This is a genomic window from Rhodanobacter sp. LX-99, from assembly GCF_018599185.1.
Taxonomy (GTDB): domain Bacteria; phylum Pseudomonadota; class Gammaproteobacteria; order Xanthomonadales; family Rhodanobacteraceae; genus Rhodanobacter.
In genome coordinates this window covers 749,617-770,086 of the sequence record NZ_JAHFVL010000001.1, presented here as the reverse complement: position 1 = coordinate 770,086, position 20,470 = coordinate 749,617, and the positions used below count along the sequence as shown (strand labels likewise).

The window sequence follows — 20,470 nt, the reverse complement described above, 5'->3', positions numbered from 1 at the left end:
ATCTACGGCGGCGCCATAACTTGCGAGACAAACCATGAGTTTTCCGATCTCTCCCGTGATCGCCCAGGCCGCTGCTCCGCAGCCCGCCGGCGGCGGCATGTCCATGATCATCATGATGGTGGTGCTGTTCGGCCTGATGTATTTCATGATGATCCGCCCGCAGATGAAGCGGCAGAAGGAGCATCGCGCGCTGATCGCCGGCCTGGCCAAGGGCGACGAGGTGGTCACCAACGGCGGCATCGCCGGGCGTGTGGAAGAGGTGGGCGAGACGTTCATCACGGTCGAGATCGCGGCCAACGTGAAGGTCAAGGTGCAGAAGGGCGCAGTCCAGCAGGTGTTGCCCAAGGGCTCGCTGAAGTCCGTCTGAGGACGGGTTCGGAGCGCCCCGGCAGCTTGCGGCGGTGCCCTCCCACGCGGCTATTTCCCGATTGTTGCTACCGCCGCGGCCTGCTGCCGCGGCTTTGATGGATGCAAGGCATGAGTGATTTTCCTCGCTGGAAGTACGCGCTGGTCGCGCTGGTGATGTTGTTCGGCATCATCTACGCGTTGCCGAATGCATTCCCGCCGGTGCCGGCCGTGCAGGTCACCGCCAACCGCGACGCGCCGCCGATCAACCAGGCGGTGCAGCAGAAGGTGGAGGCGGCGCTGACGGCGAAGAAGATCGCGGTCACCGACGTGTTCGTCGAAGGCGATCACCTGCTGGCCACGTTCGCCAACTCCGATGTGCAGAAGAGCGGCCTGGACGAGATCAAGGCGACGCTGGGCGACGGCTACACGGTGGCGTTCAAGCTGCAGTCCAACGTGCCGAGCTGGCTGGGTGCGATCGGCGCCCGCTCGATGCCGCTGGGCCTGGACCTGCAGGGCGGCGTGCACTTCCTGATGCAGGTCGACCAGAAGGATGCGATCGAGAAGCAGGAAAACAGCTACGCGGACGATATCCGTTCCCTGCTGCGCGACAAGAACATCCGCTATGAGTCGGTCACCCGCAGCGCGGCAAGCGGCCAGGGCATCGCGGTGATCCTGCGCTCGGACGCCGACCGCAAGACCGCGTCCGACGCGATCGCCAATGAATACACCGACCTCAACGTGGCCGATGGCGCCAGCACCGGCGACCGTTTCGTGCTGAACGTGGTGATCAAGCCGGAAAAGCTGCGCGAGCTGTCGCGCAGCGCGATCACCCAGAACCTGGGCACGCTGCGCAACCGCATCAATGCGCTGGGCGTGTCCGAGCCGCTGATCCAGCAGCAGGGCGACAGCCGCATCGTGGTCGAGCTGGCCGGCGTGCAGGACCCGACCGAGGCGAAGAAGCTGATCGGCGCGGTCGCCACCCTGCAGTACCGCCCCGGCATCGGCCAGCCCGGCGATGCCCGCGCGGTGGAAGCGGCGCGCACCGGCAACATCCCGCCGGACGCGAACCTGTACTACATGCGCGGAGACAACCGGCCGGTGCTGGTGAGCAAGCAGATCATCGTGACCGGCAACCAGCTGGTGGACGCCTCGTCGGGCATCGACCAGCAGAGCGGCACGCCGAAGGTCGACGTCACCCTGAACGCCGCCGGCGCCAAGAAGATGGGCGACTTCACCAATGCCAACGTCGGCAAGCCGATGGCGGTGCTGTACGTGGAGCAGGTCTACGAGACGAAGGTGATCGACGGCAAGGAAGTGCGTGTGCCGAAGGTGACCGAGACGGTGATCAACGACGCCACCATCCAGAGCCCCTTCAGCAAGCAGTTCCAGACCACCGGCCTGGGCAGCCCGAAGGAAGCCTCCGACCTGGCGCTGCTGCTCAAGGGCGGCGCGCTGGCCGCGCCGATGGACATCGTCGAGGAAGGCGTGATCGGCGCCAGCCTGGGCCAGGACAACATCGACAAGGGCTTCAAGGCGGTGCTGCTCGGCCTGGCCCTGGTGCTGCTGGCGGCGGCGGTCTACTACAAGCTGTTCGGCCTGGTCGCGGACATCGCGCTGTTCTTCAACCTGGTGATCCTGCTGGCGGTGATGTCGCTGATCGGCGTCACCCTGACCATGCCGGGCGTGGCCGGCATCGTGCTGACCCTGGGCATGGCGATCGACGCGAACGTGCTGATCTGCGAACGCGTGCGCGAGGAACTGCGCAACGGCTCAAGCCCGCACGCCTCGATTCGCGCCGGTTACGAGAAGGCGTGGTCCACCATTCTCGACGCCAACGTCACCCACCTGATCGCCGCCCTGGCGCTGACCACGATGGGTACCGGCGCGATCAAGGGCTTCGGCGTGACGCTGCTGATCGGCATCCTGACTTCGCTGTTCACCTCGGTGACGCTGACTCACGCATTCACTGCGGCGATCCACGGCCACCGCAAGCTCAAGACGCTGTCGGTCTAAGGAACCCCCATGGAAATTTTCAATCACGACAGCAACATCCACTTCCTGGGGATGCGCAAATACACCATTGCCATCGCTATTTTCCTGATGGTGGCCTCGATCGGGCTGATCGCGTTCAAGGGTCTCAACTACGGTCTGGATTTCACCGGCGGCGTGTCGATGGTGGTCGACTACAACCAGTCGGTGGAAATCTCCGAGGTGCGCGGCGCGCTGGAGAAGGGCGGCATCCACAATGCGATGGTGCAGAGCCTGGGTGGTACCCGCGAGGTGTCGATCCGGTTGCAGCCGAAGGACGACCCCGGCGCCGTCGACGCTGCCGGCAAGTTCAATCTCGACCGCATCGCCGCCGACGTGATCAAGGTGCTGCACGTGGCCCGTCCGGACGCGAAGTTGAAGAGCCGCGACTACGTCAGCGCTCAGGTGGGCCAGGAGCTGCGCAGCGACGGCACGGTGGCCGCGGTGTTCGTGATCCTCGGCATCATGTTCTACCTGTGGATCCGCTTCGAGCGTCGCTTCGCGATTGCCGCAGTGGCTACCGAAGTGCACGACACGCTGGTGACGCTGGGCATCCTTGCGCTGGTGCAGCGCGAGTTCGACATGACCGTGCTGGCCTCGGTGCTGGCGGTGATCGGCTACTCGATCAACGACAAGGTGGTGGTGTTCGACCGTATCCGCGAACTGTTCCGGCTGGCGCGCAAGGCCGAGCCGGAGGAGATCCTCAACCGCTCGATCAACAACACGCTGTCGCGAACCATCATCACCTCGCTGTTCACCGGCATCACCATGGGCGCGCTGTACTTCTTCGGCGGCACCGCGGTGCACGGCTTCGCCATCACCATGCTGATCGGCATCGTGGTCGGCACGCTGTCCTCGATCTTCGTGGCCAGCCCGATCCTGCTGTGGCTGGGCGTGTCGAAGAAGGACCTGATGCCGGTGACCAGGGAAAACCCGGAACTGGCGCGACGTCCGTAAGCGCACCGACTCTGTCGAAACACAGCGGCCCGGTTTGTACCGGGCCGTTTTTCGTTCAAGTCATCCGTGCGCGCCATCCGCGCAGTTCCGCTTCCAGCTGTGCCAGCCGCTGCGGCGTACCCACGTCGGTCCACGCCCCCCGGTAGTGGCTGCCGCTGACCGCGCCATTCGCCATCGCCGCGCGCAACAGCGGCGTGAGCCGGAAGCGTGGCGGCTGCATTTCCGTGCCGGCAGCGTTGCCGATCACCTCGCGCCAGCCACGCAGCAACTCCTGCCGATACACGCCGATCCCGCTGAAGGTCAGCCGCGCGTCGCCCTCGTCGTGCACGATGCCCTGCGCATCCAGCGCAAAATCGCCCAGCGGGTGCTGCGGCGGGTTGTCGACCAGCAGCAGATGGGCAAGACCGGCGGGCTCGTTGGGCAAGGCGGCAAAATCGGCGTCGCACCAGATGTCGCCGTTGACCGCGATGAACGGCGCGCTGCCCAGCAGCGGCAGCGCATTCAGCATGCCGCCGCCGGTTTCCAGCGGCGTCGGGCCCTCGTATGCATAGCGGATGCGCAGGCCCCAGCGCGAGCCGTCGCCCAGTACGTCAGGAAACTGTTCGGCCAGGTGCGAGGTGTTGATCACCACGTAATGCACGCCGGCCGCGGCGAGTTTTTCCAGGTGCCGCACGATCAGCGGCTTGCCGCCCACGCTCAACAGCGGCTTGGGCGTGCGGTCGGTCAGCGGGCGCATGCGTTCGCCGAGGCCGGCGGCGAAGATCAGCGCGTGCCTCATGCGGCCACCGGCAGGCGCAGGTCGCGTGCGCCGACATGGCGCCGCAGCAGCGCTACGAAATCGGCCAGCTCGGGGTAGCGCCCGGCCACGTCGACCACGTAGCCGTACACGCGCGGCAGGTCGTCGAGGTAGCCGTGCTTGCCGTCGCGGTAGTACAGCCGGCAGAAGATGCCGAGCACCTTGATGTGGCGCTGCAGGCCGATCAGGTCGAACCAGCGCAGGAAGCGTTCGCGGTCGACGTCCGCGGCGATCAGCCGCGTGGCCTGCAGGCGCCGACGGTAGCTTTCGGCCCAGGCTTCCACGCGGGCGCGGTCCCACACGATGTAGCAGTCGCGCAGCAGCGAGGCGAGGTCGTAGGTGATCGGGCCGAACAAGGCTCCCTGGAAGTCGATGATTCCGGGGCTCAAGAGCCCCGGCGCGATGATGCCGGGGTTGTCGCTCGCGACGATCAGCAGGTTGCGGCTGTGGTAGTCGCGATGCACGAAGCAGCGCGGTTGCTCCAGCGCGTTCTTCAGCAGCACGGTGAACGCCGACTCCAGCACGTCCCACTCCTCGCACTGGGGCGTGTAGCCCAGGTGCCGCCGCAGAAACCACTCCGGCATGATCTCCAGCTCGCGCTGGAGGAAGGCGTGGTCGTATGGCTGCATGCCGGCGGTGTCCACGTCGCGCTGCATGCGCAGCAGGGCGTCCATCGCGTCGCCGTACAGCGCATCCACCGTGTTGTCGTTCAGGGCGGGCAGGTACAACTGCGAGCCGAGATCCTCGATCAGCAGGAAACCCTGTTCGAGGTCCTGTGCCTGCACCGCCGGCACGTGCAGGCCGGCGGCGGACAGCCGGGCGCCGATTTCCAGCCAGGGCCGCGGATCCTCCTGCGCCGGCGGCGAGTCCATCACCACCCAGCTGTGTCCGGCGTGCCGGGTGCGCCAGTAGCTGCGGAAACTGGCGTCGGCCGAGGCGGATTCCAGGGTCAGGCTGGCGTCGTCCAGCACGTGGCGGGTCCAGGCGAGGCGGGCGGCGGCGCGGTCGGGGATCGGAGTCATGGCAACCATGGGCAGCGGGATGGCGCCAGCTTAGCGATCCGCCGGCGTCGTGACGAGGCGGTGAACACCGCGGCATTGACCGCGCGGCGTCGAATCAGTACCATTTTAGTCCCGATTCAAATAGCCAGCCCGAGCGCCCCCCATGCTCCGCGTCAGCCGACTGACCGATTACGCCACCGTGGTGATGACCTGCATCGCCGCGCACCCGACCGAGGTGCTCAGCACGGTGCAGATCGCCGACGAGGCGCGGCTGGAACTGCCTACGGTAAGCAAGCTCCTGAAGGCGCTCAGCCATGCCGCGCTGGTCGAGTCGTTCCGCGGCGTCAACGGCGGCTACCGGCTGGCCCGGCCGGCCGGCGAGATCTCGCTGGCCGAGATCGTCGAGGCGCTGGAAGGCCCGATCGGCATGACCGAGTGCAGCGTGGCCGAAGGCCAGTGCGATCGCGAGTCGCAATGCGGCGTGCGCGGCAGCTGGCAACTGGTCAACAACGTGCTGGACAACGCACTGCGCGCGGTCAGCCTGGCCGACATGCTCAAGCCGCAGCCGCCACGGCCATCGCGCAGGATCACCGCCGTGCCGCTGAGCGAGATCGCCATGCCGGCGAAAGCCCGCCGGATCACCACCGAATGAACGAGATCATGAACAACCAGAGCAGCACCGCCGCCACGCTGCGCGACAACGCGGGCGTGGCCGAGGTCCTTGGCCGCAGCTACAGCGCCGGTTTCATCACCGAGATCGAGATGACCGGCCTGCCGCCGGGCCTGGACGAGGGAACCATCCGCGCGCTGTCCGCGATCAAGCACGAGCCCGAGTGGATGACCGAGTGGCGGCTCGAGGCCTACCGGCACTGGCTGACCATGCCCAAGCCCGACTGGGCCAAGCTCAACATCGACCCGATCGACTACCAGGCGATCAGCTATTACGCCGCACCCAAGGTGGCGCCGAAGTCGCTGGCCGAAGTGGACCCGGCGCTGCTGGAAACCTACGAGAAGCTGGGCGTGCCGCTGCACGAGCGCGCCGCGCTGGCCGGCGTGGCGGTGGATGCGGTGTTCGACTCGGTCTCGGTCGGCACCACGTTTCGCAAGCAACTGGCCGATGCCGGCGTGCTGTTCTGCTCGATGAGCGAGGCGATCCGCGAATACCCGGACATCGTGCAGAAATACCTCGGCAGCGTGGTGCCCACCGGCGACAACTTCTTCGCCGCGCTGAACTCGGCGGTGTTCTCCGACGGCAGCTTCGTGTTCATCCCCAGGGGCGTGCGCTGCCCGATGGAACTGAGCACCTATTTCCGCATCAACGCGCAGAACACCGGCCAGTTCGAACGCACCCTGATCGTGGCCGAGGAAGGCGCCCACGTCTCCTACCTCGAAGGCTGCACCGCGCCGAAGCGCGACGAGAACCAGCTGCATGCGGCGGTGGTGGAACTGGTCGCGCTGGAAAAGGCGCAGATCAAGTACTCCACCGTGCAGAACTGGTATCCCGGCGACGAGAACGGCGTGGGCGGCATCTACAACTTCGTGACCAAGCGCGGCGACTGCCGCGGCGACGATTCCAAGATCAGCTGGACCCAGGTGGAAACCGGCTCGGCGATCACCTGGAAATACCCCAGCGTGGTGCTGCGCGGCGACCGTTCGGTCGGCGAGTTCTACTCGGTGGCGCTGACCCATCACTTCCAGCAGGCCGACACCGGCACCAAGATGATCCACCTCGGCAAGTACACCAAGTCGAAGATCGTCTCCAAGGGCATCAGCGCCGGGCGCAGCTCGAACAGCTACCGCGGCCTGGTGAAGATGGAGAAGGGCGCCGAGGGCGCGCGCAACTACACCCAGTGCGACAGCCTGCTGATCGGCAAGAAATGCGGCGCGCACACCTTCCCGTACATGGAAGTGAAGAACCCCACCGCGATCGTCGAGCACGAGGCCACCACCTCGAAGATCTCCGACGACCAGATGTTCTACTGCCGCGCGCGCGGCATACCGGAAGAGGACGCCGTGTCGATGATCGTCGACGGCTTCTGCAAGCAGGTCTTCCGCGAGCTGCCGATGGAGTTCGCGGTGGAAGCGAAGAAGCTGCTCGAGGTGTCGCTGGAAGGCGCCGTTGGTTGATGTTTTCCCTTCTCCCTCCGGGAGAAGGTGCCCGCAGGGCGGATGAGGGTACGGGCGGAGCGTGTATTCCGTTCCAGCCGAACCCTCACCCCAACCCCTCTCCCGGCGGGAGAGGGGCTCAAGACCAGGAACAAACATGCTGAAAATCGAAAACCTGCACGCCCGCGTCGAGGGCAAGGAAATCCTCAAGGGGCTCAGCCTCAGCGTGAACGCGGGCGAAGTGCACGCGATCATGGGGCCGAACGGCGCCGGCAAGTCGACGCTGGGCAACGTGCTCTCCGGTCGCGACGGTTACGAGGTAACCGCCGGCACGGTGACCTACAACGGCATCGACCTGCTGGCGCTGGCGCCGGAAGCGCGTGCCGCGGCCGGCGTGTTCCTGGCGTTCCAGTACCCGGTGGAGATTCCCGGCGTCAACAACACCTATTTCCTGCGTGCGGCCTTGAACGCGCAGCGCAAGGTGCGCGGCGAGAAGGAACTGGACTCCATGCAGTTCCTCAAGCTGGTGCGCGAGAAACTGAAGGTGATGCAGATCTCCGACGAGCTGCTGCATCGTGCCGTCAACGAAGGTTTCTCCGGCGGCGAGAAGAAGCGCAACGAGATCTTCCAGATGGCCGTGCTGGAGCCGCAGCTGGCGATCCTCGACGAGACCGATTCGGGCCTGGACATCGACGCGCTGAAGCAGGTCGCGCAGGGCGTCAACACGCTGCGTTCGCCGGGGCGCGCGTTCCTGATGATCACCCACTACCAGCGCCTGCTCGATTACGTGGTGCCGGATTTCGTGCACGTGCTGGCCGACGGCCGCATCGTCGAGAGCGGCGACAAGTCGCTGGCGCTGAAGCTGGAAGAGCACGGCTATGCCGGCATCGGCTCGAGCCATCCGGCGGGCTCGCATCAGGCGGGAGCCGTGGCATGAGCCAGCCGGCATCCCTGCCGTTGGTTGCGTCGCTGCTCGACGCCCCGCTGCCGGACAGCGGCATCGCCTGGCTGGACGCGGCGCGGCGCGAGAATCGCGCGGCGTTCGCCGCCGGCGGCCTGCCCGATACGCGGGTCGAGGCGTGGAAGTACACCGCGTTGCGCGGACTCGGCCAGCGCAGCTTCGCCGCTGGCGATGCCGCCGCCGCAACGCGTGTCGTCGATGCGGCGACGTTCGCATTGCCCGGCGTCGACGGGCCGCGGCTGGTCTTCGTCAACGGCGTGTTCCGCGCCGACCTGTCGGCGTCCGATGCGCTGCCCGACGGGCTTTCGCTGCAGCCGCTGTCGCAGGCGCTGCGCGGCGATGCGGAGCCGCTGCGCTTCGCGCTGTCGCGGCCGGCCCTGGTCGGGCATGTCCGCGAAGCCGCCGATGCGTTCGTGCGGATCAACGCCGCCAGCGCCGGCGACGGCGTGGTGCTGCGGGTCGCCGCCCACGCGAAGATCAGTGCGCCGGTGCACATGGTCTTCGTCGGTGCCGCGGCCGAAGCCGAACTGGCTTGGCATGCGCGCAACCTGATCGAGCTGGGCGAGGGCGCCTCGCTGAGCCTGGTCGAGCACTACGCGAGCAGCGGCGAACAGGCCCAACTGGCCACCCTGGTCAGCGATATCGTGCTGCGCGATGGCGCGCAGCTTCACCACGCCGTGCTGCAGAACGCCGCGCCCGGCGCGAACCTGATTCGCCGCAGCAGCCTGCGCCTGCACGCACGCGCACAGGCGTTGCTGCACGTGCTGGAGCTGGGCGGCGCGCTGGTGCGGCACGACCTGCAGGCCGAGCTGGTCGGCGACGCGGCGCAGCTGCATACCCGTGGCGCGTTCATGCCGCACGGCCGCCAGCATGTCGATACCCAGTTGGCGATCCGCCACCAGGCGCTGCACACCACCTCCACGTCCAACTGGCGCGGCGTCGCCAACGACCGCGCGCGTGGGGTATTCCGCGGCGCGATCGTGGTGGCCCCCGGCGCCGACGGCAGCGATGCCAGCCTCAACAACAAGAACCTGCTGCTGTCGCCGACCGCCGAGATCGACACCAAGCCGGAGCTGGAAATCTACGCCGACGAAGTGAAGGCCGCGCATGGCGCCACCGTGGGCCAGCTCGACGAACGCGCTCTGTTCTACCTGCGTTCGCGCGGCATCCCGTTGGCCGAGGCGCGTGCGTTGCTGACCGCCGCGTTCTGCCGTGCCGTACTGGACGACCTGCCGAACGAGGCGCTGCGCAAGCATCTGTCGGGCTTGCTGATCGCGCAATTGCCGGCTTGATCTTTTTTCTCCCTCCCGCCTGCAGGGAGAGGGAGCCACCTACGGAAACGCCGAAGATGAACGCACAAGCCAGCACGCCCACCGTCTTCGACGTCCAGCGCATCCGCGCGGATTTCCCGCTGCTGGCGCGCAGCGTGCACGACAAGCCGCTGGTCTATCTCGACAACGCCAACACCAGCCAGAAGCCGCTGTCGGTGATCGAGGCAGTGGACGCGCATTATCGCCGGCACAACGCGAACGTGGCGCGCGCGGTGCACCAGCTCGGCGAAGAGGCCACCGCCGCCTACGAAGGCGCGCGCGACAAGCTGGCGGGCTTCATCAACGCGCCGTCGCGCAACGAGGTGATCCTCACCTCCGGCACCACCCAGTCGGTCAACCTGGTTGCCTACAGCTACGCGCTGCCGCGACTGAACGCCGGCGATGCGATCCTCACCACGGTGATGGAGCATCACGCCAACATCGTGCCGTGGCAGCTGGTGGCCGCGCGCAGCGGCGCTACGGTCAAGGCCGCGCCGATCGACGAGCGCGGCGAGCTGATCGTGGAGAAGTACGTCGACATGCTGACGCCGGAGGTGAAGCTGGCCTGCGTCACCCACGTCTCCAACGTGCTGGGCACGGTCAACCCGGTGCGCGAGATCGCGCGCGAATGCAAAAAACGCGGCATCGCGCTGCTGGTGGACGGCTCGCAGGCGGCGCCGCACCGGCCGGTCGACGTGCAGGCGCTGGGCTGCGATTTCTACGCGGTCACCGGGCACAAGATGCTCGGGCCCACCGGCACCGGCGTGCTGTGGGCGAAGCGCGAACACCTGGAGGCGATGCCGCCGTTCTTCGGCGGCGGCGAGATGATCCGCGAGGTGCGCTTCAGCGGCACCACGTTCGCCGCGCCGCCGCACAAGTTCGAGGCCGGCACGCCGAACATCGCCGGCTTCGTCGGGATATCGGCGGCGATCGACTACTACGCGTCGGTGGGTTTCGCCGCGATCCACGCGTGGGAGCAGCAACTGCTGCACTACGCCACCGAGCGCCTGCGCGAGATTCCCGGCATCCGCATCTTCGGCGAGGCGGAAGAGAAGGAGCCGGTGATCTCGTTCCTGCTGGAAGGCGCCCAGGCCACCGACATGGCCACCCTGCTCGACCTGCAGGGCGTCGCCGTGCGTTCCGGCCATCACTGCGCGCATCCGCTGATGCAGTTCTACGGCGTGCCCGCCACGCTGCGCGCCTCGCTGGCGTTCTACAACACGCGCGAGGAGATCGACGCGTTCATCGTGGCCCTGCTCAAGGTGCGCAAGCTGCTGATGTGAAGCCGGCGGCGTCAACCGACCGCATCGCTCTTCCATTGCCGGCAGGGCATCATGTTCCCCAGCTTTCCACCAGTGACCGACCCATGCTCGCCACGCTGCCCCGACCGCTTCGCATCCCGTTGGCGATGCTGCTGCTTGCCCTCAACATCCTGCTGCACGTCGCGCCGCTGTTCGCGTTCACCCTGGTCAAGGTGATCGTGCCGGTGCGTGCGGTGCGGCTGGCCTGTTCGCGCGTGCTGGTGGTGATCGCGGAGAGCTGGATCGGCGTCAACAACGTCCTGTTCGGCGTGTTCACCCGCATCCGCTGGCAGGTGGAAGGGATGGACGGCCTGCGCCGCGACGGCAATTACTTGGTGCTGTGCAACCACCAGAGCTGGGTGGACATTCCGGTGCTGCAGAAGGTGTTCAACCGGCGCATCCCGTTCCTGCGTTTCTTCCTGAAGAGCCAGCTGATCTGGGTGCCCTTGCTGGGACCGGCGTGGTGGGCGCTGGATTTTCCCTTCATGAAACGCTACTCGAAGGAAACCCTGCTCCGGCATCCCGAGCTGCAGGGCAAGGACCGGGAGGCCACCCGCCGCGCCTGCGAGAAATTCCGCCACATGCCGGTCTCGGTGATGAACTTCGTCGAAGGCACCCGCTTCACGCCGGCCAAGCACGATGCGCAGTCCTCGCCCTACCGCCACCTGCTGCGGCCGAAGGCCGGCGGCCTGGCGTTCGTGCTCGACGCGATGGGCGACGCGCTGCACGCGATCCTCGACGTCACCATCGTTTACCCGCAGGGCCGCCCCACGATGATGGATCTCATCGCCGGCCGCGTGCGCGATATCCGCGTGCACGTGCGCGAGCTGCCGATCGACGCGGCACTCGTGGGCAGCTACGACGAGGACGCGGCGTTTCGCGGACGGGTCAAGCTGTGGGTGAATACGCTGTGGAGCGAGAAGGACGTCCAGGCCGGACGCATGCTGATGGCGGCGGATGCCGCACCGACAGGAGATTGACATGCGCATTCTGATCGTTGGCGCTGGCGCCACCGGTGGTTATTTCGGCGGTCGCCTGCTGCAGCACGGCCGCGACGTGACGTTCCTGGTGCGCGAAAAGCGTGCAGCGCAGCTGGCGCAGCAGGGCCTGCAGATCCGCAGCGCCACCGGCGACGCCGAGCTGCCGTCGCCGCCCACCGTGCTGGCGAGCGGCTTGCGTACTCACTACGACCTGATCCTGCTGAGCTGCAAGGCGTATGGCCTGGAGCAGGCGATGGCCGACATCGCGCCGGCGGTGGGACCGCAGACCGCGATCCTGCCGCTGCTCAACGGCATGCGCCAGCTCGATCTGCTGGACGCGCGCTTCGGTGCGCAACACGTGCTGGGCGGGCAGTGCGTGATCGCCGCTACGCTGGATGCGCAGGGCGCCGTGCGGCATCTCAACACGTCGCACAGCCTCACCTTCGGCGAGCGCGACAGCAGCGCTTCCGGGCGCATGCAGCAGCTCGCGCAGGCGCTTTCCGACGCGGGTTTCGACGCGCGTCCCAGCAGCACGGTCCTGCAGGACATGTGGGACAAGTGGATCTTCCTGGCCACGCTGGCCGGGATCACCTGCCTGATGCGCGGCTCGGTCGGCGATATCGTGGCGGCGCCCGGCGGCACTGCCGCGGCGCTGGACCTGCTGGAAGACTGCCGTGCCGTGGCGGAACGATCCGGCCACGCACCAGACGAGAAGACCCTGCAACGCGCCCGCAGCGTGCTGACCGAGGCCGGTTCCACGCTGACCGCCTCGATGCTGCGCGACCTGCAGCACGGACATCCGATCGAGGCCGACCACATCATCGGCGACCTGCTGGCCCGCGCCGACCGGTCGCGCGACGAACGCTCGCTGCTGGCGACCGTATATGCCCACCTGAAGGTCTACGAGGCGGGCAGGGCGTCGATGCCGCCGGCGTGACAGGCCCTCCGTGGGCAGGCTCCAAGAGGCTTTGCGGAACCGGCAGGCCGGGCAAGCCGGCCGCCAGACGCTCCCGGTGTCGAAGCCCATGCGCAGACGGGGTGGTGGCTGTTCCAGGTCATGGTGGGCAGAACCGGCGAAGCCTTATCATCCGCGTATGACCACACAATCTTCTCCCGCCTTCCGCGCGGCGACCCTCGCCGACGTCGATGCCATCGTGGCCCTGGTCGAGTCGGCCTACCGCGGCGAGTCCGGCCTGCGCGGCTGGACCACCGAGTCGCACCTGCTGGATGGCCAGCGCACCGACGCGGCCGATGTGCGCGCGCTGATCGAGCGGCCCGACAGCCGCGTGCTGCTGGCCGAGTCCGCCGGCCGGCTCAAGGCCAGTTGCCATGTCGAGCGGCAGGGCGAGGCCGGCTACTTCGGCATGTTCGCCGTCGACCCGGCCGAGCAGGGCAGCGGCCTGGGCAAACGGGTGCTGGCCGAAGCGGAGCGGATCGCGCGCGACGAGTGGCGTTGCCGCTGCATGCGCATGACGGTGATCGTGCAGCGCGAGGAGCTGATCGCCTGGTACGGCCGGCGCGGTTACCGGCGCACCGGCGAATACCAGCCGTTCCCGTACGGCGACGCGCGCTTCGGCATCCCGCGCCGCGACGACCTGCGTTTTGAGGTGCTGCGCAAGGATTTCGACGGGATCGCCGCATGAACGGCTGGGTCAGGGTCGGCACCCGCAGCGACTTCCTGCCGGGCGAATTCAAGGTGGTGTGGGACGGCGACACGCCGATCGCCGTGTACAACATCGACGGCGCGCTGTACGCGGTCGAGGACGCCTGCACTCACGACGGCGGCGACCTGGCCGGCGGCGAAGTGTTCGGTTTCGAGGTGGAGTGCCCGCGCCACGGCGCACGCTTCGACCTGCGCACCGGCGCGGTGACGAAACCGCCGGCGTACGAGCCGATCGCCAGCTTCCCGGTGCGCGAGGAAGACGGCGCGATCTGGACGCGCGACGACCGCTGATATCCGTCGAGCCTCGCCGTGATGACATGCCGGCCCTGCCGGCGCGCGGCTTCACAGGTGGTACATGAACGCCAATGATTCGGACAGTTGCGTGCGCGAGCCGTAACGGGTGACCAGCGGACTGTCGGCGGCACCGCCGAGCAGGCGCCCGTAGACCAGCACCAGCGCCACGCCGGTGTGCTTGCTGGTGGGCATGAACAGGTCGTACTCCAGCGAGGCCAGCTGGCTGCCGGCGCCGGGCTGCCACGCCGGCACCGACAGGGCGCGCGCCGCTTGCGGGCCGATACCGAAGAAGCGGTTCATCGCCGGCGCGTTCATCGCCTGCCAGTGCAGCGCGACGGCGTGTTCGAGCAGGCCGGCCGGCGGCAGATCCCATTCGGCATACAGCTCGAGATAGGCGCCTGCGCCGTTGATGTCGTGGCCGAGGTTGCCGCCCACGTCGATCTGCCGGGTGAGCTGCCATTCCAGGTAACCGCCCAGGTTGATGCGCGGCGGCAGCGACGCGATCTTTCCGCGCAGGTTGCCGAGGTCGTCGCGCGAACGCCCCCACTGGTAATCGCCATGGATGCCGCCGTGCCACGCCGTGCCGCGGATCAGATCGATCTGCAGTCCGTCCAGCGTGGAGAAACTGCCGCGGCCGGGCAGTTCGATGTCCAGGTACGGCACCGGCTCGCTGTGCTGATTCTTGGCGCCGGGCCAGCTGGGCATGCGCTGCATGCCGGCACCGACGGCGAACACGGCCGGGTCGGTCGCCGCGATGCAGCCCAGCGGCCACGGCAGGCACGCTGCCAACAGCAGGCAAAGTCGCAACAGAGTGGGGCGGTGGTCGCGCATGGGACAGCAGCATAGGTGCTGCCGACGTGCTTCGGCAGACGACGCGGCGCGTGCACTCAGCATCCGTTCGGAAAGGGGAAAGGGCGCCGAAAGACAGCTTTCCTACGCTGCGCCCTATCGTCATTCGAGCGTGCCATCGATGCCCGTTTCCGGCTGGACCATCCTGTGCGATTTCGACGGCACCGTTTCCGTCGAGGACGTGATCGATTCGCTGCTCGACCGTTTCGGCCGCCCCGGCTGGGAAGTGCTGGAGCAGGACTGGCGCGCCGGCCGCATCGGTTCGCGCGAATGCATGGCCGGGCAGGTCGACCTGCTGCAGGTGAGTCGCGCCGAACTCGACGCGCACCTGGCCGAGATGTGGATCGACCACGCGTTTCCGGGTTTCGTGGCGAAGGCGCGCGAGCTGGACGTGCCGATCCGCGTGGTCAGCGACGGCCTCGACTACGCGATCCACCGGATTCTCGCCCGTTATGGCCTGGATGACCTGCCGCTGGCGGCGAACCACCTGGCACCCGGCACGCCGCCGAAGCAGTGGCAGCTGACTTCGCCGTTTCAGGCCGAGGGTTGCCGCAGCGGTACCTGCAAATGCGCTTGCGTCGCCCAGGCCTGCGCGGGCGGTGCGAAGACTCTGCTGATCGGCGATGGCGCGTCGGATTTCTGCGCCGCCGATCACGTCGACTTCGTGTTCGCCAAGCATCGCCTGATCGAGCATTGCCGCGCCGCCGGCATTCCCTACGTGCCGATCACCGGCTTCGAGGATGCGCTCGAGTTCCTGCCGCAGCTGCTCGACGGCAGCCTGTTCGACCGTCCCTCCGTGCCTGCGCTGGCGACGTCGGCCTGACCGGCGCCGGCCTGTGCGATCCCTCTCCCCCGACTCCGGACTTCCGATGAATGTTTTCGACAAGAACGCTTCCGTCGTGATCGACGACGCCCAGCTGCTCGCCGACGAGGCGAAGTACAGTTCGTTCGGCGACACCGTGCACTACGTGGACCCGCCGAAGATCTTCCGCACCTGCGAAGGCAGCTACATGTACGACACGGCCGGCGTGCCGTTCCTCGACCTGCAGATGTGGTATTCCGCGGTGAATTTCGGCTACCGCAACCCGCGCCTGGACAACGTGCTGAAGCGGCAGATCGACATCCTGCCGCAGGTGGCCAGCCAGTACCTGCACCAGACCCGCATCGAGCTGGCCAAGACGGTGGCGCTGGACGCAAAGAAGAAGTTCGGCCTGGACGGCCGCGTGCATTTCAACGTGGGCGGCGCGCAGGCGATCGAGGATTCGCTGAAGATCGTGCGCAACGCCCGCAACGGCAAGAGCCTGATGTTCGCGTTCGAAGGCGGCTACCACGGTCGCACCCTGGGCGCCTCGTCGATCACCTCCAGCTACCGCTATCGCCGCCGCTTCGGCCACTTCGGCGAGCGCGCGATGTTCATCCCGTTCCCGTACCCGTTCCGCCGCCCGAAGGGCATGACTCCCGAAGAGTATTCCGACGACTGCGTGCGCCACTTCGCGCGCCTGTTCGAGACCGAATACAACGGCGTGTGGGACCCGAAGGTGAACCAGGCCGAATACGCCGCGTTCTACGTCGAGCCGATCCAGGGCACCGGCGGCTACGTGATCCCGCCGATAAATTTCTTCAGGGACCTGAAGAAGGTGCTCGACCAGTACGGCATCCTGCTGGTGGTCGACGAAATCCAGATGGGTTTCTGGCGCACCGGCAAGCTGTGGTCGATCGAGCATTTCGGCGTGACGCCGGACGTGCTGGTGTTCGGCAAGGCGCTCACCAACGGCTTGAATCCGCTGTCCGGCCTGTGGGCGCGCGAAGAGCTGATCAACCCGACGATCTTCCCGCCGGGCTCGACCCACTCCACGTTCAACTCCAACCCGCTGGGCACCGCGCTGGGCCTGGAGGTGATCAAGATGGGCCACGAGCTGGACTACGAGTCCAGCGTGCCGAAGAAGGGCGCGCACTTCCTCGAAGGCCTGCGCGACCTGCAGAAGCGCCACAAGGAAATCGGCGACGTCGACGGCCTCGGCCTGGCGCTGCGCGCGGAGATCTGCACGGACGACGGCTTCACGCCGAACAAGGCGCTGCTGGACAGGATGGTCGACATCGGCCTGGCCGGCGATCTGGAGCACAACGGCAGGAAGATCGGCCTCGTGCTCGACGTGGGCGGCTGGTACAAGAACGTGATCACGTTCGCGCCGTCGCTGGAGATCACCCATGAGGAGATCGACCTGGCGATCGCGCTGCTGGACCAGTTGCTGACCAAGGCCAAGAAGGGCTGATGTCGGCCGCATGTGGGTTGCGCGCGAAAGAAACCCGGCGACTTGTCGCCGGGTTCTTTTGTTTGTCGCGGGGTGAAGCCCTGTTACGGCGCGCGCTTGAGCGCCAGCACCGCGTTGAGTCCGCCGAACGCGAACGAGTTGCTCAGTGCGGCACGCACCGGCATCGGCCGGCCGACGTTCGGCACGTAGTCCAGGTCGCAGGCCGGGTCGACCCGGTCCAGGTTCGCAGTAGGCGGCACCACGCTGTCGCGCAGCGCCCCGATCACCGCCACCAGCTCCAGTGCGCCGGAAGCGCCCAGCGCGTGGCCGTGCATCGACTTGGTCGAGGACACCGCGAGGCGTTCGGTATGCGCGCCAAAGGCGAGCCGGATGGCGCGGCTCTCGGTGACGTCGTTGGCCTGGGTGCCGGTGCCGTGGGCGTTGACGTAGTCGACGTCCTGCGCTGCGAGTCCGGCATCGTCCAGCGCCTGCCGCATCGCGGCGGCGGCGCCGTCGGCGCTGGGCATCACGATGTCGGTGGCGTCGGCGGTCATGCCGCTGCCGGCCAGTTCGGCCAGGATGGTGGCACCGCGCGCCTGCGCATGTTCCATGGATTCCAGCACGAAGATGCCCGCGCCCTCGCCGAGCACCAGGCCGCGCCGGTTGACGCTGAACGGGCGGCAGGTATCGTCGGCCAGTACGCGCATGGCTTCCCACGCCTTCAGCGCGCCGTAGGTGAGGCAGGCTTCGGTGCCGCCGGTGATGGCGGCGTCGGCAAGGCCCCAGCGGATCATCTGCGCCGCCTGGATGATCGCGTGGTTGGCCGAGGCGCAGGCGCTGGCCACGGCGAAGGTGGGGCCGCGCAGTCCCCAGGCGATGCTGATCTGGCTGGCCGAGGCGTTGGTCATCAGCCGCACGATGGTCAGCGGATGCGCGCGGGCGGCGTTTTCCCCGTACAGGCGCCTGCTCTGTTCGTCCTGGGTGGTCTCGCCGCCCACACCGGTGCCGACGATCACCGCGGTGCGCAGGCCGAGCTGGTCCTGGCGGAAGTCCAGTCCGGATTGCGCGACCGCCTCGCGCGCCGCGTGCAGCGCGAATTCCGAGGTGCGGTCGAGCATCGGCAGGGTGCGCTCGTCGATGTTCGCCGCCGGGTCGAAGCTGTCGGGCACCTGCGCGGCGACCTTCACGCGCAGCCGTTCGGCGTCGGGGTGGTGCAGCGGGCCGATCGCGCTGCGGCCTTCGCGCAGGCCCCGCCACAGCGCCTCGGCGCCGACGCCGAGCGGGCTGATCGCGCCCATGCCGGTGATCGCCACGCGGCGCAAGGTGGGGCTTTGCATCACTTCGAGCCCTCGCCGGCGGCAGCCTTGTCGGCCAGCGCCTTTTGCACCGCATCGACCAGGTTCTGCGCGGTGTCGCTGTCGAAGTTGGCGCCCTGCTGGTCGGGGAAATTGATGTTGAAGTGTTCCTCGATGTCGAAGATCAGCTCGATCGCCTCCAGCGAGGCGACGCCCAGATCCTTCAGGGTGGACTCGGGCTTCACGTTGGCCACGTCGGTCTTGGCCTGCTTGGCGACGATCTCGAACACTTGCTGCTGGATGGTGTCGTTCATGGCGGAGAGATCCCTGGCGGCTGGCGGCAATGTCATGTCCCATGCAGTCTAGACAGGCTGGCTTACGCATGCCTTTCATCGCACAACTCGAACCCGATGCCCTGCTCGGAGCCTTCATGGCGCACCCGCCGGCCGGCTTCGCGGCCGGCCATTCGGCGCAGGGCATGCCGGTGTTCGTGGCGCCGTTCGACCTGCTGACCACGGCCGACGACGCGCTGCGCCGGCGCATGGCCGGCCTGCCGGGGTACCGGCGCTGGGGTCGCCTGTTGCGCTGGCGCACGCGCTTCGCCGGCACCACCGTGTCCGAATACGCGCCGTTGCCATCGGGCGTGGACCCCGTCGCGTTGGCGCAGGGGCTGAAGGCGGCATATGGGCGCGAATGCCGGCTGCTGATCGTGAAGGACATCGCCCGGGATTCGCCGCTGCTGGACGACGCCGACAACGCGTATGCGCGCGCCTTCGCGAGCGCCTGCGCGGCGGCCGGCTTCGTGCTGCTGGAGGGCCAGGCGCTGGCGTGGGTGCCGATCGACTTCGGCTCGAACGACGAGTATCTGGCGCGGCTGTCGTCCGGGCGCCGGAAGAACATCCGGCGCAAGCTGCGCTCGCTGGCCGATCTGCAGATCGAGACGGTGCCGACCGGCGATGCGCGCTTCCACGACGAAACGACACTGGCCGCGTTCCAGGCGCTGTTCGACAACGTGTACGCGCAGAGTGAAATCCACTTCGACCGGCTGGACGCGGCGTTCTTCCGCGCCGTGCTGCAGGATGGCGGGAGCGGCGGCGTGGTGTTCGTCTATCGCCATGCCGGGAAGATGATCGGCTGGAACCTCTGCTACGAGTACGCCGGCAGGCTGGTCGACAAGTACGTCGGCTTCGCCTACCCGCAGGCGCGCGAGCACAACCTGTATTTCGTCAGCTGGATGCACAATCTCGACTATGCGCGGCAACGCGGGCTCAGCCATTACGTGGCCGGCTGGACCGATCCGCAAGTGAAAGCCTTCCTCGGCGCCCGCATGACCTTCACCCGCCACGCGGTGTATGCGCGCAATCCCTTGCTGCGGGCGTTGCTGCGCCGCCTGGGCGGCCATTTCGAGAGCGATCGCCGCTGGCAGGCTGCCTCGGAGGCCAACGATGAGTAATCTGGCCAATCGCCCGGTGGTACTCGACATCGACCGTTCGGTCGGGCCGCTCCCGAATCGCCTGGTGCTGCCGCTGGAGCATTGGCAGGAAGCGGTCCGCTTCGGCTGCTCGCTGGCGACGATGCGGCGCTTCGGCGCCATGCTGGACGAATTGCTGCCCGCCGACTACGGCACGGTGTTCACCGGCAGCGGCGACTTCCATCACCTCAGCTGGCCGCTGATCGCGCGCCTGCGGCCCGGTACGCCGTTCCAGGTCGTGGTGCTGGACAACCATCCGGACAACATGCGCTTTCCGTTCGGCGTGCATTGCGGCTCGTGGGTGCGCCGGGTGGCGATGCTGCCGCAGGTCAGCCATGTGCACGTACTCGGCATTACCTCGACCGATATCGGCGCGGGGCACGCGTGGGAGAACTACCTCACACCACTGCGCCGCGGCAAGCTGAGCTACTGGAGCATCGGCGTGGACACCGGCTGGTCGGGCCGGCTCGGTCTGGCGCAGGCCTTCCGCAGCTTCGACACGCCGGCGGCGATGGTCGATGCGTTCGTGGAGTCGCAGCGCACGCACGCCACGCCAAGCTACCTGTCGATCGACAAGGACGTGTTCGCCCCCGTCGTGGCGCATACCAACTGGGATCAGGGCCGGCTGCTGACCGAGCACGCCCTGGAACTGATCGGCAGCCTGCGCCACGGGCTGGTCGGCAGCGACATCAACGGCGAGGTGTCGCATTACCGCTACCGCACTTGGTGGAAGCGCCGGTTGTCCGCGCTGGATGCGCAACCGGCCGTCGATCCGGCGCAGTTGAACGACTGGCAGGCGCAGCAGCACGCGCTGAACCTGCAGCTTCTGGCCGCCATCGCGCGGCGCTCCGGTTGAGC

21 protein-coding genes are annotated in these 20,470 nt (G+C 67.5%); 16 read left to right on the top strand and 5 right to left on the bottom strand.

What is annotated here, in order from left to right:
* Nucleotides 1-34: 34 nt before the first annotated feature.
* From yajC to secF, 3 genes are all read left to right on the top strand, one after another.
* Nucleotides 35-367: a preprotein translocase subunit YajC gene (gene yajC / locus KK131_RS03735; protein WP_214555384.1), complete on the top strand. Its 333-nt coding sequence runs from the start codon at nucleotides 35-37 to the stop codon at nucleotides 365-367.
* Between the two features lie 110 nt (nucleotides 368-477).
* A complete protein-coding gene (gene secD, locus KK131_RS03730) occupies nucleotides 478-2,361 on the top strand; it encodes a protein translocase subunit SecD (RefSeq protein WP_214555383.1) in 1,884 nt (627 codons plus the stop codon).
* Nucleotides 2,362-2,370: 9 nt separating this feature from the next.
* A complete protein-coding gene (gene secF / locus KK131_RS03725) occupies nucleotides 2,371-3,333 on the top strand; it encodes a protein translocase subunit SecF (RefSeq protein ID WP_214555382.1) in 963 nt (320 codons plus the stop codon).
* A 55-nt stretch (nucleotides 3,334-3,388) separates the two neighbouring features.
* Here secF and murU read toward each other — a convergent pair whose 3' ends face one another.
* Nucleotides 3,389-4,111: an N-acetylmuramate alpha-1-phosphate uridylyltransferase MurU gene (gene murU / locus KK131_RS03720; protein WP_214555381.1), complete on the bottom strand. Its 723-nt coding sequence runs from the start codon at nucleotides 4,109-4,111 to the stop codon at nucleotides 3,389-3,391.
* A complete protein-coding gene (locus tag KK131_RS03715) occupies nucleotides 4,108-5,151 on the bottom strand; it encodes a phosphotransferase (RefSeq protein ID WP_214555380.1) in 1,044 nt (347 codons plus the stop codon). The genes murU and KK131_RS03715 overlap by 4 nt, the downstream gene beginning before the upstream one ends.
* Nucleotides 5,152-5,293: 142 nt before the next feature.
* On the opposite strand from KK131_RS03715, the gene KK131_RS03710 reads away from it, so the two are divergent.
* The 9 genes from KK131_RS03710 (at nucleotide 5,294) to KK131_RS03670 (ending at nucleotide 13,742) form a co-directional block, all read left to right on the top strand.
* Nucleotides 5,294-5,782 carry an SUF system Fe-S cluster assembly regulator gene (locus KK131_RS03710; RefSeq protein ID WP_214555379.1) on the top strand — a complete coding sequence of 163 codons (489 nt, stop codon included), beginning with the start codon at nucleotides 5,294-5,296 and terminating at the stop codon, nucleotides 5,780-5,782.
* An 8-nt stretch (nucleotides 5,783-5,790) separates the two neighbouring features.
* Complete coding sequence (sufB, locus tag KK131_RS03705) at nucleotides 5,791-7,257, top strand: Fe-S cluster assembly protein SufB (protein ID WP_214556640.1); 1,467 nt, start codon at nucleotides 5,791-5,793, stop codon at nucleotides 7,255-7,257.
* A 136-nt stretch (nucleotides 7,258-7,393) separates the two neighbouring features.
* On the top strand, nucleotides 7,394-8,173 hold the full coding sequence (sufC, locus tag KK131_RS03700) for a Fe-S cluster assembly ATPase SufC (RefSeq protein ID WP_214555378.1): 780 nt from the start codon (nucleotides 7,394-7,396) through the stop codon (nucleotides 8,171-8,173).
* A complete protein-coding gene (gene sufD, locus KK131_RS03695; RefSeq protein ID WP_214555377.1) occupies nucleotides 8,170-9,489 on the top strand; it encodes a Fe-S cluster assembly protein SufD in 1,320 nt (439 codons plus the stop codon). Before sufC ends, sufD begins: the two co-directional genes overlap by 4 nt.
* A gap of 56 nt (nucleotides 9,490-9,545) precedes the next feature.
* A complete protein-coding gene (locus KK131_RS03690; RefSeq protein WP_214555376.1) occupies nucleotides 9,546-10,790 on the top strand; it encodes a cysteine desulfurase in 1,245 nt (414 codons plus the stop codon).
* 83 nt (nucleotides 10,791-10,873) lie between these two features.
* Entirely contained in the window at nucleotides 10,874-11,788 is a 915-nt protein-coding gene (locus tag KK131_RS03685) for an acyltransferase (RefSeq protein ID WP_214555375.1), read from the top strand.
* 1 nt (nucleotide 11,789) lies between these two features.
* A complete protein-coding gene (gene panE / locus KK131_RS03680) occupies nucleotides 11,790-12,725 on the top strand; it encodes a 2-dehydropantoate 2-reductase (RefSeq protein WP_214555374.1) in 936 nt (311 codons plus the stop codon).
* 157 nt (nucleotides 12,726-12,882) lie between these two features.
* Nucleotides 12,883-13,431, top strand: coding sequence for a GNAT family N-acetyltransferase (locus tag KK131_RS03675; protein WP_214555373.1), 549 nt, complete (start codon nucleotides 12,883-12,885; stop codon nucleotides 13,429-13,431).
* Nucleotides 13,428-13,742 carry a non-heme iron oxygenase ferredoxin subunit gene (locus tag KK131_RS03670; protein WP_214555372.1) on the top strand — a complete coding sequence of 105 codons (315 nt, stop codon included), beginning with the start codon at nucleotides 13,428-13,430 and terminating at the stop codon, nucleotides 13,740-13,742. The genes KK131_RS03675 and KK131_RS03670 overlap by 4 nt, the downstream gene beginning before the upstream one ends.
* A 51-nt stretch (nucleotides 13,743-13,793) precedes the next feature.
* On the opposite strand, the gene KK131_RS03665 is transcribed toward KK131_RS03670, so the two are convergent.
* Entirely contained in the window at nucleotides 13,794-14,576 is a 783-nt protein-coding gene (locus tag KK131_RS03665; protein WP_214555371.1) for a MipA/OmpV family protein, read from the bottom strand.
* A gap of 139 nt (nucleotides 14,577-14,715) precedes the next feature.
* Between KK131_RS03665 and KK131_RS03660 the strand changes: the two genes are divergently transcribed.
* Together KK131_RS03660 and KK131_RS03655 are read left to right on the top strand one after the other, a co-directional pair.
* Entirely contained in the window at nucleotides 14,716-15,417 is a 702-nt protein-coding gene (locus KK131_RS03660; protein WP_214555370.1) for an MtnX-like HAD-IB family phosphatase, read from the top strand.
* 46 nt (nucleotides 15,418-15,463) lie between these two features.
* Nucleotides 15,464-16,867: an aminotransferase class III-fold pyridoxal phosphate-dependent enzyme gene (locus KK131_RS03655; protein ID WP_214555369.1), complete on the top strand. Its 1,404-nt coding sequence runs from the start codon at nucleotides 15,464-15,466 to the stop codon at nucleotides 16,865-16,867.
* 83 nt (nucleotides 16,868-16,950) lie between these two features.
* Here the strand turns inward: KK131_RS03655 and KK131_RS03650 are convergent, their stop codons facing one another.
* Together KK131_RS03650 and KK131_RS03645 are read right to left on the bottom strand one after the other, a co-directional pair.
* On the bottom strand, nucleotides 16,951-18,183 hold the full coding sequence (locus tag KK131_RS03650; protein ID WP_214555368.1) for a beta-ketoacyl-[acyl-carrier-protein] synthase family protein: 1,233 nt from the start codon (nucleotides 18,181-18,183) through the stop codon (nucleotides 16,951-16,953).
* Nucleotides 18,183-18,455, bottom strand: coding sequence for an acyl carrier protein (locus KK131_RS03645; RefSeq protein ID WP_214555367.1), 273 nt, complete (start codon nucleotides 18,453-18,455; stop codon nucleotides 18,183-18,185). The genes KK131_RS03650 and KK131_RS03645 overlap by 1 nt, the downstream gene beginning before the upstream one ends.
* Nucleotides 18,456-18,523: 68 nt before the next feature.
* Between KK131_RS03645 and KK131_RS03640 the strand changes: the two genes are divergently transcribed.
* Nucleotides 18,524-19,594, top strand: coding sequence for a GNAT family N-acetyltransferase (locus KK131_RS03640; protein WP_214555366.1), 1,071 nt, complete (start codon nucleotides 18,524-18,526; stop codon nucleotides 19,592-19,594).
* On the top strand, nucleotides 19,587-20,468 hold the full coding sequence (locus tag KK131_RS03635) for a hypothetical protein (RefSeq protein ID WP_214555365.1): 882 nt from the start codon (nucleotides 19,587-19,589) through the stop codon (nucleotides 20,466-20,468). Before KK131_RS03640 ends, KK131_RS03635 begins: the two co-directional genes overlap by 8 nt.
* The last annotated feature ends 2 nt before the right edge of the window (nucleotides 20,469-20,470 follow it).

Bases quoted from the DNA above. Each gene is read 5' to 3' on its own strand.
- KK131_RS03675 (WP_214555373.1), top strand. From the start codon at position 12,883: ATGACCACACAATCTTCTCCCGCCTTCCGCGCGGCGACCCTCGCCGAC.
- murU (WP_214555381.1), bottom strand. From the start codon at position 4,111: ATGAGGCACGCGCTGATCTTCGCCGCCGGCCTCGGCGAACGCATGCGC.
- KK131_RS03715 (WP_214555380.1), bottom strand. From the start codon at position 5,151: ATGACTCCGATCCCCGACCGCGCCGCCGCCCGCCTCGCCTGGACCCGC.
- KK131_RS03645 (WP_214555367.1), bottom strand. From the start codon at position 18,455: ATGAACGACACCATCCAGCAGCAAGTGTTCGAGATCGTCGCCAAGCAG.
- KK131_RS03685 (WP_214555375.1), top strand. From the start codon at position 10,874: ATGCTCGCCACGCTGCCCCGACCGCTTCGCATCCCGTTGGCGATGCTG.
- KK131_RS03710 (WP_214555379.1), top strand. From the start codon at position 5,294: ATGCTCCGCGTCAGCCGACTGACCGATTACGCCACCGTGGTGATGACC.
- sufD (WP_214555377.1), top strand. From the start codon at position 8,170: ATGAGCCAGCCGGCATCCCTGCCGTTGGTTGCGTCGCTGCTCGACGCC.
- yajC (WP_214555384.1), top strand. From the start codon at position 35: ATGAGTTTTCCGATCTCTCCCGTGATCGCCCAGGCCGCTGCTCCGCAG.
- KK131_RS03690 (WP_214555376.1), top strand. From the start codon at position 9,546: ATGAACGCACAAGCCAGCACGCCCACCGTCTTCGACGTCCAGCGCATC.
- KK131_RS03670 (WP_214555372.1), top strand. From the start codon at position 13,428: ATGAACGGCTGGGTCAGGGTCGGCACCCGCAGCGACTTCCTGCCGGGC.
- KK131_RS03635 (WP_214555365.1), top strand. From the start codon at position 19,587: ATGAGTAATCTGGCCAATCGCCCGGTGGTACTCGACATCGACCGTTCG.
- KK131_RS03655 (WP_214555369.1), top strand. From the start codon at position 15,464: ATGAATGTTTTCGACAAGAACGCTTCCGTCGTGATCGACGACGCCCAG.
- panE (WP_214555374.1), top strand. From the start codon at position 11,790: ATGCGCATTCTGATCGTTGGCGCTGGCGCCACCGGTGGTTATTTCGGC.
- sufB (WP_214556640.1), top strand. From the start codon at position 5,791: ATGAACAACCAGAGCAGCACCGCCGCCACGCTGCGCGACAACGCGGGC.
- secF (WP_214555382.1), top strand. From the start codon at position 2,371: ATGGAAATTTTCAATCACGACAGCAACATCCACTTCCTGGGGATGCGC.
- KK131_RS03660 (WP_214555370.1), top strand. From the start codon at position 14,716: ATGCCCGTTTCCGGCTGGACCATCCTGTGCGATTTCGACGGCACCGTT.
- sufC (WP_214555378.1), top strand. From the start codon at position 7,394: ATGCTGAAAATCGAAAACCTGCACGCCCGCGTCGAGGGCAAGGAAATC.
- KK131_RS03665 (WP_214555371.1), bottom strand. From the start codon at position 14,576: ATGCGCGACCACCGCCCCACTCTGTTGCGACTTTGCCTGCTGTTGGCA.
- KK131_RS03650 (WP_214555368.1), bottom strand. From the start codon at position 18,183: ATGCAAAGCCCCACCTTGCGCCGCGTGGCGATCACCGGCATGGGCGCG.
- KK131_RS03640 (WP_214555366.1), top strand. From the start codon at position 18,524: ATGCCTTTCATCGCACAACTCGAACCCGATGCCCTGCTCGGAGCCTTC.
- secD (WP_214555383.1), top strand. From the start codon at position 478: ATGAGTGATTTTCCTCGCTGGAAGTACGCGCTGGTCGCGCTGGTGATG.